Annotated in this window: 11 protein-coding genes and 1 riboswitch; of the genes, 6 read left to right on the top strand and 5 right to left on the bottom strand. The window is 65.6% G+C overall.

The window, feature by feature from the left end; all coding sequences use genetic code 11:
* Positions 1–80: 80 nt before the first annotated feature.
* The 6 genes from modA to RDW26_RS00355 all read left to right on the top strand — a co-directional run bounded on the left by modA (position 81) and on the right by RDW26_RS00355 (position 6,435).
* Positions 81–998 carry a molybdate ABC transporter substrate-binding protein gene (gene modA / locus RDW26_RS00330; RefSeq protein ID WP_307979625.1) on the top strand — a complete coding sequence of 306 codons (918 nt, stop codon included), beginning with the start codon at positions 81–83 and terminating at the stop codon, positions 996–998.
* 96 nt (positions 999–1,094) lie between these two features.
* Positions 1,095–2,537: a molybdate ABC transporter permease subunit gene (modB, locus tag RDW26_RS00335; protein ID WP_307981984.1), complete on the top strand. Its 1,443-nt coding sequence runs from the start codon at positions 1,095–1,097 to the stop codon at positions 2,535–2,537.
* A gap of 3 nt (positions 2,538–2,540) precedes the next feature.
* The gene (locus tag RDW26_RS00340) at positions 2,541–3,665 is read left to right on the top strand and encodes an ATP-binding cassette domain-containing protein (protein ID WP_307981985.1); all 1,125 of its coding nucleotides are present in this window, start codon (positions 2,541–2,543) and stop codon (positions 3,663–3,665) included.
* 218 nt (positions 3,666–3,883) lie between these two features.
* On the top strand, positions 3,884–4,900 hold the full coding sequence (moaA, locus tag RDW26_RS00345) for a GTP 3',8-cyclase MoaA (RefSeq protein WP_307981987.1): 1,017 nt from the start codon (positions 3,884–3,886) through the stop codon (positions 4,898–4,900).
* 115 nt (positions 4,901–5,015) lie between these two features.
* A complete protein-coding gene (gene moaC / locus RDW26_RS00350; RefSeq protein WP_042432773.1) occupies positions 5,016–5,531 on the top strand; it encodes a cyclic pyranopterin monophosphate synthase MoaC in 516 nt (171 codons plus the stop codon).
* Positions 5,532–5,550: 19 nt separating this feature from the next.
* Complete coding sequence (locus RDW26_RS00355) at positions 5,551–6,435, top strand: diacylglycerol kinase family lipid kinase (RefSeq protein ID WP_307981989.1); 885 nt, start codon at positions 5,551–5,553, stop codon at positions 6,433–6,435.
* Between the two features lie 194 nt (positions 6,436–6,629).
* Here the strand turns inward: RDW26_RS00355 and RDW26_RS00360 are convergent, their stop codons facing one another.
* The 5 genes from RDW26_RS00360 to ribD all read right to left on the bottom strand — a co-directional run bounded on the left by RDW26_RS00360 (position 6,630) and on the right by ribD (position 11,163).
* On the bottom strand, positions 6,630–7,196 hold the full coding sequence (locus RDW26_RS00360) for a VanZ family protein (protein ID WP_307981991.1): 567 nt from the start codon (positions 7,194–7,196) through the stop codon (positions 6,630–6,632).
* A 151-nt stretch (positions 7,197–7,347) separates the two neighbouring features.
* Complete coding sequence (ribE, locus tag RDW26_RS00365) at positions 7,348–7,815, bottom strand: 6,7-dimethyl-8-ribityllumazine synthase (RefSeq protein ID WP_298627744.1); 468 nt, start codon at positions 7,813–7,815, stop codon at positions 7,348–7,350.
* Positions 7,816–7,872: 57 nt separating this feature from the next.
* Entirely contained in the window at positions 7,873–9,078 is a 1,206-nt protein-coding gene (locus tag RDW26_RS00370) for a bifunctional 3,4-dihydroxy-2-butanone-4-phosphate synthase/GTP cyclohydrolase II (protein ID WP_307981994.1), read from the bottom strand.
* Positions 9,079–9,133: 55 nt separating this feature from the next.
* Complete coding sequence (locus tag RDW26_RS00375; protein ID WP_307981996.1) at positions 9,134–9,814, bottom strand: riboflavin synthase; 681 nt, start codon at positions 9,812–9,814, stop codon at positions 9,134–9,136.
* Positions 9,796–11,163, bottom strand: coding sequence for a bifunctional diaminohydroxyphosphoribosylaminopyrimidine deaminase/5-amino-6-(5-phosphoribosylamino)uracil reductase RibD (gene ribD, locus RDW26_RS00380; protein ID WP_307981998.1), 1,368 nt, complete (start codon positions 11,161–11,163; stop codon positions 9,796–9,798). Before ribD ends, RDW26_RS00375 begins: the two co-directional genes overlap by 19 nt.
* A gap of 180 nt (positions 11,164–11,343) precedes the next feature.
* A riboswitch (FMN riboswitch) is annotated at positions 11,344–11,534 on the bottom strand.
* Positions 11,535–11,594: the final 60 nt, after the last annotated feature.

The following is an 11,594-nucleotide window of genomic DNA, read 5'->3' on the forward strand; positions in this document are numbered from 1 at the left end:
GAATAATATAACGACCAACAACGAATTGTTCGCTGTTGCGTACAAAGAGGGGTAACTCATCAGGAAGGAAAGGGAAGCACATGAAGAAGCAACTTCGCGTCGTGGTCGCCGCCGTATGCGCGTTCGCGATGGTCGGCGCCTTCGCTCTGACCGGCTGCTCGTCCAACAGCGGCTCCACCGAGCAGAAGAACGATTCCGCCACCGAGCAGTCCGCTGACAACAACAAGGAGCAGGTCGAGCTGCAGGTGTTCGCGGCAAACTCCCTGTCCAAGGCCATGGAAGAGGTCCAGGCCGCCTATATCGCCGATGGTCATGACAACGTCTCCTTCGCCGACACGCAGTACAAGGCCTCCGGCGAGCTCAACGAGATGCTGGGCGCCGGCTCCTACGCCGACCTGCTGATCAGCGCCTCGAAGGGATCCATGGACACCGCTGTGGAAAAGGGCTACGTCGACTCCTCCACCCGCGTCGACATGTTCAAGAACGACCTGGTCATGGTCTCCAAGGAAGGCGCCGACATCAAGGACGTCACCCTTGACGACATCGCCGCCGGCAAGTACTCCATCTGCGTGGGCGACGACTCCGTGCCCGCCGGCAACTATGCCGCCCAATCCCTGTCCACGGTAGGCGTGTACACCCCCGCTGCTGCCGACGAGGGCAAGACCGGCAAGGACATCTCCGGCAAGGGCGGCAGCTACCAGGCGTTCGTCGATGCCGGCCACAAGGTGGTCACCGACACCTCCGTGGGCAACGTGTGCAAGCATGCCCAGTCCGGTGACGTCGACGTCGCCTTCGTGTACACCTCCGACGTGTATCGTTTCGGTGGCGTGCAGATCGTCGGCACCGTGCCGGCCAACACGCACAAGAACATCGTGTATCCTGGCGCCGTCACCTCCGAGAGCAAGAACGCCGCTGCCACCCAGGAGTTCCTGGATTGGTGCCTGAGCAGCGATAAGGCCCAGGAGATCTGGCAGAAGTGGGGCTTCGAGCTGGCGTAGGGGCCGCGCTTGGAATCGCACAGCAGATAAGCGAACGAAGCAAGGGGATGGGGACGATTCGGCCCCATCCCCTTACCGCGTCCAAGGACGGGATATATGACGAAACAGGGAAAACGTGCGAAAAGGCTTATCGCAAGCCTTGCTGTTACAGCGGCGTTGGCGCTGTGCGCGCCGGCCGTGGCGCTTGCCGATGACGCGTTGGGCGACGTGGATGCGCCCGCAGTGAGCGCGAAGCCAGCTGCCGCCTCTTCGGATTCCGATGCGCAATCCGCAGGCGATGTGGATACGTCGGCGGTGCAGGTGTCCAAAGACGGCGATGCAGCGGCGCTCGAGGGCAGCAGTTTTGCGATAAGCGATTTCTCACGCGCGCAGAAGGGCTCCAACCGCAGCATCGACGGCGAGTATCGCGGCTACGCGTACCTTATCGGCCAGGAGGTCGGGCAGGCGGCGCAGTTGGTCGCGGTGAACGACCAGGTGGTGGCCTACATCCCGCCCGCCATGGCCCAGCAGCTTTCGCTCGACCTTGAGGACGCGCAGACGCAAACGCAGCTCAAGCAGCTGTTCTGCGCGCTCGATGCGGGCCAGTCGTCGGGCTCGGTGCCCTTGAGCGGCATCTCCACGTGGCATTTCACTTCGCAGCAAACCTATGACCTGGGTGCCGTGCGCTTGATGTTCGACCAGGAGATCTCGGGCAAGGCGTACGTGCTGGCCATCGGGGTGGACGGCAGCGACGTCACCGACAGCGAGAACGCGAACTACGCCAAGCCCTCCTTCGCCGATTTCGGCATCATCGCGCCGGCCGATCAGGTGAGCATCGTCGCGAAGACCACGGGCCTGGCCGCGGCGGGCGAGTTTCTGCAGAACCTGGATTGGAGCCCGCTGTGGGTGAGCCTGCGCACCACGGGCATCGCCATCGTGTTCATCGTCATCCTGGGCCTGTTGGCGGCGTACTTCTGCCTGAACCTCAGCTCGCGGGCGAAGAGCATCTTCGACGCCATCTTCACCATCCCCATGGTGCTGCCGCCTACCGTGTGCGGCTTCATCCTGCTGTTCGTCTGCGGCTCGAACACGGCGTTCGGCCGATTCTGGATAGAGACGGGCTTCCCGCTCATCTTCAGCCCCACGGCGTGCGTCATCGCCGCGGTGGTGGTGGCCTTCCCGCTTATGTACCGCAACGCGCTCGGCGCGTTCGAGAGCCTTGACCGCAACATGCTCGACGCCGCCCGCACGCTGGGGTGGAGCAATGCGAAGATCTTCGTGCGGCTGATGCTGCCGCTGTCGTGGTCGAGCATCGCGGCAGGTATGGTGCTCGCGTTCGCACGCGCCCTGGGCGAGTTCGGCGCCACGTTGTTCATGGCGGGCAACTACGTGGGCATCACGCGCACCATCCCTATCGCCATCTACTTCGAGTGGATGAACGGCAACAGCGACGTTGCCTGGTTCTGGACGGGCGTCATCATCGTGTTCTCCCTGGTGGTCATCGTGTTCATCAACCTGTGGAGCGGGCACACCACCAAATATCGCAAGCGTTCGGAGTAAACCATGAGCCTTGAAGTAGACATCGAGAAGAAGTTCAAAGGGTTCAACCTGCAGGCGCGGTTCTCGGCAGGGGATGAGACGCTGGGGCTGTTGGGCGCGTCGGGGTGCGGCAAAAGCCTGACCATGCGCTCCATCGCCGGCATCGAGCGGCCTGATTCGGGCAAGATCGTGGTCAACGGCACGGTGTTCTTCGACCGCGCCCCCGGCAAGAAGGCGCGCGTGGACCTTTCACCGCAGCAGCGCAAAACCGCCTTGCTGTTCCAGAACTACATGCTGTTCCCCAATCTGACCGTGGCGCAAAACGTGGCGGCGGGCATCGCCAAGGACGTCTCGCCGGCCGACCGCGACGCCATGGTGCAGGCCGAGCTCAAGCGCTTCGGCCTGTCGGGCTTCGAGAAGCGCTATCCCGTGCAGCTCTCCGGCGGCCAGCAGCAGCGCGTGGCGCTTGCGCGCATGCTCGCGGCGCGCCCGGGCATCCTCATGCTCGACGAGCCGTTCTCCGCGCTCGATGCGCACCTGAAAAGCGTTCTGGAACAGAACCTGGTCAGCCTGTTCGACGCGTTCCGCGGCACCATCCTGTACGTGTCGCACGACATCGACGAGGCGCTGCGCTTCTGCGACCGCATCGCCGTGGTGGAATCCGGGCACATCATGGAAATGGGCACGGGCGACGATTTGGTGAACCGTCCGCAAAGCCAGGCCGGCATCAAGCTGTCGGGCTGCAAGAACGCCACGCCGGCGCAGCGTCGCGGGCCGCACACGGTGTGGCTGCCGAAGTGGGGCGTGCAGGTGGAGACAGCGGCCGAGGTGCCCGAGGGCGTCAAATGCCTGGGCGTGCGCGCGTTTTACTTGGAGCGCACCGATGGCCCGGGGCGCAACTGCTTCCGCATGCGCGTGGACCGCGTGAGCGACTCGCGCTTCGAGCGCACGGCGTTGCTGGGCTTTCTCGATCGCAGCCCCGAAGCGGCGCCTGCGGTGGAGCGCACCGAGGACGAGATGAAGTACCTGCACCAGCACCTGTTTTGGCGCGTCGACAAGCTGAAGACGGATGCCGTGCTGCTGCCGCACGAGGGCGAGGAGCTGTGGATCCGCATTCCCGACGACAAGCTGTACCTGGTGGAGCGCTGATCCCGGCGCGCTTGGCTGCGGTCGGGCGTGTTTCGGTTTGGGACAGCGTCGCGGGCGCTTCGGCTTGAAGACGTCGCTAAGCCCGGCGTTGGCAGCCGCCGCGGCGCAAGAAGTTTTCGGCGAACGGGTTTGCTGGTTCGGTGGGGCAATTGCTACCGAGCCGGATACATTCGCTTCGCCCGTGGTACACTGGGGATTCTGAAACGAGAGGGGACCTCATGAAGGACGGACACGGCCGCACCATCGATTACCTGCGTATATCGTTGACGGACCGTTGCAACTACCGTTGCATCTACTGCATGCCGGAAGAGGGCGTGCAGTCCATGTGCCATACCGATATCCTGCGCATCGAGGAGATCGCGCACGTGGTTCGCGTGTTCTCGAACCTGGGCATCAAAAGCGTGCGCTTGACCGGCGGCGAGCCGCTGGTGCGCAAGGGCGTGGTCGACCTGGTGCGCGATATCAACGACACGCCCGGCATCAAGAACATCTCGCTCACCACCAACGGCGTGCTGCTGCCGCGCATGGCCGACCAGCTGCGCCAGGCGGGGCTTTCGCGCGTGAACATCTCGCTCGACACGCTCGACGCCGATCAGTTCCACGCCATCACGCGCCGCGGGTATCTGCAGGAGGCCCTCGACGGCATCGATGCTGCGCTGGCGGCTGGGTTCAACCCCGTGAAGATCAACGCGGTCGCGGTGCGCCAGCTGCATCAGGATTATCTGGCCTTCGCGAAGCTCTCCATCGACCGTCCGCTGCACGTCCGCTTCATCGAGTACATGCCCGTGGGCGAAAGCTCGGGATCTAACGGCTGCGGCTGGGGTCCCGACGATGTGATCAGCTGCGAGGAGCTGTTCGAGATCATCAACCGGCAGGCGCGTGCCGAAGGCCTGCCCGAGCTGGTGCCCGCCGGTAAGCACCAGCCGCTCGGCTGGGGGCCCGCGCGCTACTTCGAGTTCCCCGGTGCGAAGGGCACCGTCGGTTTCATCAGCCCTATGAGCAGGCATTTCTGCGGTGAATGCAATCGCATGCGCCTTACGGCCGACGGGAAGCTGCGCCCGTGTCTGTTCAGCGACCGCGAATACGACATCCGCGGCATCCTGCGCAGCGGAAAGCCCGAGGAGCAGATCGATCGGGATCTGGCCGACGTGTTCCGCACGGCGCTCGGCGCGAAGCCTGACGATCACGACGACATCACCGGCACCGAACGCCGCATGTCCCAAATAGGTGGATAATCGGCTCCGTTTGCCTGCCGGCAAACGAATCGGCTCGACGTTGCGGCTGGCTGTGGTGGGGTCCCGGAGGTTTTAAAATCTCTTTCGAGAGGTTTCATTTTTAAGGAGAGCGAATATGACTGAGCAGCAGCATTTGACGCATATCGACGAGAAGGGCGATGTGCGCATGGTCGATGTGTCCGAGAAGGACATCACCAAGCGCGTGGCCGTGGCCGAAGGCTTCATCAGCATGCATCCTGACACGCTGGCGCTTATCGTGGAGGGCAAGGCGGCGAAGGGCGACGTGCTGGCATGCGCGCGCGTGGCGGGCGTCATGGCCGCCAAGCAGACCAGCACGCTCATCCCCATGTGCCATCCGCTCAACATCACGAAGGCGAAGGTGGAGTGCGAGCCGGTGCACGCAGGCGAGCGTGAGGATGGCCGTGTGGGCATCCATGTGACCACCACCACGGGCGTCACGGGCAAGACCGGCATCGAGATGGAGGCGCTCACCGCCGCAAGCGTGGCGTGCCTGACCATCTACGACATGTGCAAGGCGGTCGACCGCGGCATGGAGATCATGGACGTGCGCCTGCTGTTGAAGGACGGCGGCAAGACCGGCCTGTGGACCCGCGAGGAGCAGGGTGAATAGCTCTCTAAGACATATTCTTTTGGTTGCGAACCCGGCTGCTCAGAGCGGGGCGGGGGCTGCTGCGGCCGAGCGTGCGGCGGCGAACCTGCGCACGGCGCTTGGCGAGGATGCGGTTACCGTTGCTCGAACTGCGGGCCCGCGCCATGCGTGCGCCATCGCCGAGGGCGCACAGGGCGCGCAGACGGTGGTGGCCCTCGGCGGCGACGGCCTTATCCATGAGGTGGTGAACGGTCTGATGGCGCGCCCGGCAGATGATCGTCCGCAGCTCGGCGTCATCCCCGTGGGGTCCGGCAACGATTATGCGCGTACGCTGGGGGTGCCGGCGAAGGTCGATCGCGCATGCGACCTGCTGTTGTCGGCAAGCTCGCAGCCTGCTGATGTGGGGTGCGTGAACGGGGGCTTCTTCGCCGAAACGCTGTCGTTTGGCTTAGATGCCGCCATCGCGCTCGATACCATGGAGCGCCGCAAGCGCACGGGCAGGCACGGTGCGGCGCTGTACATGGCAAGCGGTTTCGACCAGCTGTTCCATCATCTTGACCAGCGCGAATATCGTCTGCAGCTTGATGATGGCCCTGTGATGGAGGGCAAGTCCATCACGTTTGCGGTGCAGATGGGCCCCTATTACGGGGGCGGGTTCCGTATCTGTCCCGACGCCCGCCTTGACGATGGGCTGCTCGATGTGTGCATCAGCCATCCGCCCATCACGCCCGCAGGTGCGGCGGCCATCTTCCTGATGGCAAAGGGTGGCAACCACACGCGCCTTTCCTGCATGGAGCTGCATCAGGCGCGCAAGGTCCACGTGGAGTTCGACGAGCCGCCCGCGGCACAGGTCGACGGCGAGCGCATCGAAGCTCGAACGTTCGATGCAGAGGTGCTACCCGCGGCTTTGCAGGTGCTGCGCTAGTTCTCGTCATGGCGGCGTTCGCCTTCAGATGCGAAGTCGCGAGGTCATGCGGTTTGCGGTTGCACGGTGGTCGGTAGTTGCGCTCCGTCTTGGAGCGGGCGGCGTAGGTCCCGCGAATCGTAGCTGCGCATCGATCTCAACCCTGAATGCACGACGGCCCGGAATCGTTCGATCCCGGGCCGTTTCGTCTCGCATTACCTTCTTGCCCGTAGCGCCTTGAGCACCAGGTAGCAGATGAGCGCGCCAAGGGCGGCGGCTATGGTGTCCACCAGCCAATCCATGGGGTCGCAGCTGCGGCCGGGGGTGAATATCTGGTGGAACTCATCGGTGACGCCGTACAGGCTCGACAGTGCTGCGGCGACGATGGGCGCCCACTTCGACAGCGCGTCGATGGGGTTGGCAACCAGTAGCGCGCCGGCGGGTCCTTGCGGCTTCAAGTGGAAGCGCAGCGCGTTGCACAGCGCTGCGCCGAGCATCAGGTATTCGCTGAAGTGCCCGACGGGGCTTACATCCACTTCGTGCCCGAACAGGGTGGCGGCTTGCGCGGACAGCCATTGCTTGACCGCGGAGAAGATACCGGTGTTGTTGTCGATGTCGATACCGCTGCGGCTGGACATGAAGAAGATGAGCGCCAGCATGGCGACAACGGCGATCCAGGAGATAATGCACGCGGTGTTGCGCTGAATTTTGTCAGTGACCTGCGGTTTTTTAGGAGTCGAAGCGTTGTTTGCCGTGGTTTGGGAAGCGTTTTCGTTAGTCATAATGCATCCCAGTCTAGCAAAAACGTCCCCGCGCGCCGGGGGCGTGCGGGGACGTTCACGAAAGGTGCGGGGGTCAAGGCGCCGCTTTCGCAGGTTTGCCCTGCATCGGGGGCGTGCGGGCTGGCGAAGGCGGCGCGGCCTGGGCGCCCGATTACAGCTGACGCAGGACGTTGACCATCTCGATGGCGCCGACGCCGCACTCGAAGCCCTTGTTGCCGGCCTTGGTGCCCGCGCGCTCGATGGCCTGCTCGATGGTATCGACGGTCAGCACGCCCATCATCACCGGCGTGCCCGTTGCCAGCTGTACCTGTGCGATGCCCTTCGACACCTCGTTGCACACCACGTCGTAATGCGAGGTGGCGCCACGGATGACCGCGCCTAGGCAGATGACGGCGTCGAACTTGCCGCTTTGCGCCATGCGCTGGGCCACCACGGGGATCTCGAACGCGCCGGGAACCCAGGCCACGGTGACGGCCTCTTCCGGCACGTCGTGGCGGCGCAGCGCGTCGAGCGCGCCGCTGAGCAGCTTCGACGTGATGAACTCGTTGAAGCGGGCGCACACGATGCCCACCTTCATGCCCTCGTTGATTACCTTGCCTTCGATGATGTTGACGGCCATGATGGCTCCTCTCTGTTGTTGTACGAACCTAGTCCAACGCTTAACGGTACGGATCGGTTAGTCTTCCACGTGCTCGAGCAGGTGCCCCATGCGGTGCGCCTTGGTCTGCAGGTAACGGCGGTCGTGCTCCTGGGGCTCCATCTCGATGGCGACGCGCTCGGAGATCTCCAGGTTGAAGCCGGAAAGGCCGTACACCTTATCGGGGTTGTTGGTGAGCAGGCGCAGCGACTTGCAGCCCAGGTTGCGCAGGATCTGCGCGCCGCTCCAGTATTCGCGCAGGTCAGGGGCGAATCCCAATGCCTCGTTGGCCTCCACGGTGTCCATGCCCTGCTCCTGCAGCTCGTAGGCGCGCAGCTTGTTCATCAGCCCGATGCCGCGGCCTTCCTGGCGCATGTACAGCAGCACGCCGCGGCCCTCGGCCTCGATGGCGGCAAGCGCGGCATGCAGTTGCTCGCCGCAGTCGCAGCGCTTCGAGCCGAACACGTCGCCGGTCAGGCACTCGGAATGCACGCGGCACAGCACGTCGCGCCCGTCGCCCAGGTCGCCCTTTACCAGGGCTACGTGCTCTTCGCCCGTGATGTCGTTCACGAAGCCGTACGCCTGGAACGTGCCGTACTCGCAGGGCAGCTGCACGCAGGCCTGCTCGTGCATGTGGTTGTCATGCGTGCGGCACCAGTCCTGCAGCTGCTTGATGGAGACGATGACCAGGTTGTGCTCGCGCGCCAGCTCGAGCAGCTCGCTCGTGCGCATCATGGTGCCGTCCTCGCGCATGATCTCGCAGCACAAGCCGCACTGCTTCATGCCGGCATGGCGCATGAGGTCGACGGTTGCCTCGGTGTGGCCGTTGCGCTCGAGCACGCCGCCGGGCTTTGCCACCAGCGGGAACATGTGGCCGGGGCGGCGGAAGTCGCCGGGCTTGGCGTCGTCGCCCACGCACTTGAGCGCGGTGATGGAGCGCTCCGCCGCCGAGATGCCCGTGGTGGTGCTCACGTGGTCGATGCTGACGGTGAAGGCGGTCTCGTGGTTGTCGGTGTTCTCGGAGACCATCTGCTCAAGGTTGAGCTTGTGCGCCAGGTCGCGGCTCATCGGCATGCAGATGAGGCCCTTGGCCACGCTGGCCATCAGGTTGACGTTGGCCTGGGTGGCGAACTCGGCGGCGCAGATCATGTCGCCTTCGTTTTCACGGTCGGGGTCGTCCACCACGATGATGACATGGCCGGCGCGCAGCTCGTCGAGCGCTTCGGGGATGGTGTTCATGCTCATTGGAGGGTCCTTTCGGTTAGGGTTGCGGGATAGGGAAGGGGTTTGTGCTGCTGTGCTAGAAGCCGTTCGCGGCAAGGTATTCCAAGGTTAGGGGCGGGGCAGCGGGTTTGCCCGCGTGCCCGGCGTCAGGCGTTTCGGCGTTCCGGTTCTTGTTGTACAGCAACCGTTGCACGTACTTGCCCACCACATCGTTCTCCAGGTTCACCGTGCTGCCGGGGCGGTGCGAGCCGAGCGCGGTCTCGGCAGCCGTGTGCGGGATGACCGATACCTCGAACGCATCGTCGTAAAGGTCTGCTACCGTCAGGCTGATGCCGTCGACGGTGATGGAGCCTTGCGCCACGATGAGCGCCATGATGCCGGCGGGGGCGCCGATGGTGAAGCGGACGGCGTTCTGGTCGCGGCGCACGCGGCGCACGGTGCCGGTCCCATCGATGTGCCCAGAGACGATGTGCCCGCCGAACCGGCCGTCGGCCGCCATGGCCCGCTCCAGGTTCACGGGGCTGCCGGCGCGCAGCGCACCCAGGTTGGAGTGCGAGAGCGTCTGCGGCATCACGTCGGCGGCGAAGCCGTCGGGTAGGAGCTCGGTGGCGGTGAGGCACACGCCGTTGACGGCGATGCTGTCGCCGATGCGCGTGCCCTCGAGCACGCGGGACGCCTTGATGGCCAGCCGGCCCGCGCGTCCGGGCGCGGGAACGCTCGTCACGCGCCCCATCTCCTCTACGATGCCGGTGAACATAGGTCGCCTCCTTGCATTGCGGGGGTCGTTGCGCCGAGCGCGTCACGCGAAGCGGGGGTGTGATCGGCCACGCGGGCGGCGCCCGTCGGCGCGAACGTGATCTTCAGATCGTCGCCGAGCGCGTGCGCCCTCGGGCGGCCCAGCACCGCGGTCTCGGCCATCCGTGCGGCGCCTGCGCCTGCAACGGGGCCCGGCGCGCCCGCGCCGCCGACCACCTTCGGGGCAAGGTAGACCACGGCCTCGTCCACCGCGCCCTCGTCGAAGAAGGCGCCGTGGATCCCCGACCCGCCTTCGACGAGCAGCGAGTCGATGCCCTTCTCGCCCAGCGTGCGCAAAAGCGGCCTGATCGCAACGTGGCCTGCGCCGTCTTGCGGGACGCGCAGCGCTTCCACGCCCAGCGCGCGCAGGCGTTGCGCCTTTGCGCCGGCGTCGGTTGCGGGGTCGTCCACGCTGGCGCAGGTGGCCACCGCAAGCGGGGCCTCGCCTTGCGCGCACGAGCGTACGAGCGCGCAATCCTCGGGGATGCGCAGGCGCGAATCGAGCACCACGCGCAGCGGCTGGTTGCCGGGCTTGCCCTCGCGACGGCAAGTGAGCAGCGGGTCGTCGGCGATCACCGTGTTGATGCCCACGGCGATGGCGGCCAGGCGATGGCGCAGCTCGTGGGTGTCGCGGCGCGATTCGGGGCCGCTCACCCAGCGGGCGTCGCCGGAAGCGCAGGCGATCTTGCCGTCGGCGCTCATGGCCCATTTCGCCACCACGTATGGGGTTTTGCGGCTGATGAAGCGGAAGAAGATGGGGTTGAGCTCGTCGCATTCGCCGCGCAGCGCGTCCTCGTCCACGCGGATGCCGGCTTTGCGCAGCCGGGCCGACCCCTTGCCCGCCACCAGCGGGTTCGGGTCGCGGCTGCCCACCACCACGCGGGCGACGCCGGCGGCGATGAGGGCCTCGGTGCACGGGGGCTGCTTGCCGGTGTGGCAGCACGGCTCCAGCGTCACGTAGGCCGTCGCCCCGCGCGCATGGCCGCGGGCAGGGTCGCCGGCCGGCGCGTCATCGGCGCGTTCCGCATCCGCTGCGTCATCGGCGGCGCGGCGTGCGCAGTCGGCAAGCGCGTTGCGCTCGGCGTGCGCCTGCCCGCACTTCTCGTGCCAGCCCTCGCCGATGATGCGGCCGTCGCGCACGAGCACGCAGCCCACCAGCGGGTTCGGGTTCGTCCAGCCCCAACCGCGCCAGGCCAGCTCGATGGCGCGGCGCATGAAGCGGGCATCGTCGGCGCCGAGCGCCGCCGGTGCGGCTCCCTGCGCTTCGGCGTCCACGTTCGCCTCGCATCGTTGTTCGGGTATGCCTGCCATAGGGTGCCCTTTCTCTTGCGGCCGCCCTGCGGGGTCCAGGCATGAAAAAACGCCCGCAGGGAATCTGCGGGCGTTGATAAGCGACGAATAGGGACGCGCGACAGGCGCCGAAGCGCTGCCATGCATCCTTGGTGCTGCGGAATGCCACAGCAGGCACCGGCCGGGGCCGTGTGCTCTCGTGCTCCTGTTCTTCCATCCGGACTGTAACCGTTGGTCCTGGATTCTCACCAGATCAGCCTGACGGGTTGCGGCGCTGCGGCCACGGGGCCGCCTGCTTGCAACCTGCCAGGGTCGCGGACTTCGCCCTGCTGCTTCGTGCAGCGTGGGACGTCACCGCCAGTGAGGGATTTCACCTCGCCCTGAACAGATATCTTGGTTTGGGAGTATAGGAGCGCCTTCCGCGCGCCGCAAGGGGACACTTTCCACGATTT

Source organism: uncultured Senegalimassilia sp. (genome assembly GCF_902464545.1).
Lineage (GTDB): Bacteria > Actinomycetota > Coriobacteriia > Coriobacteriales > Eggerthellaceae > Senegalimassilia.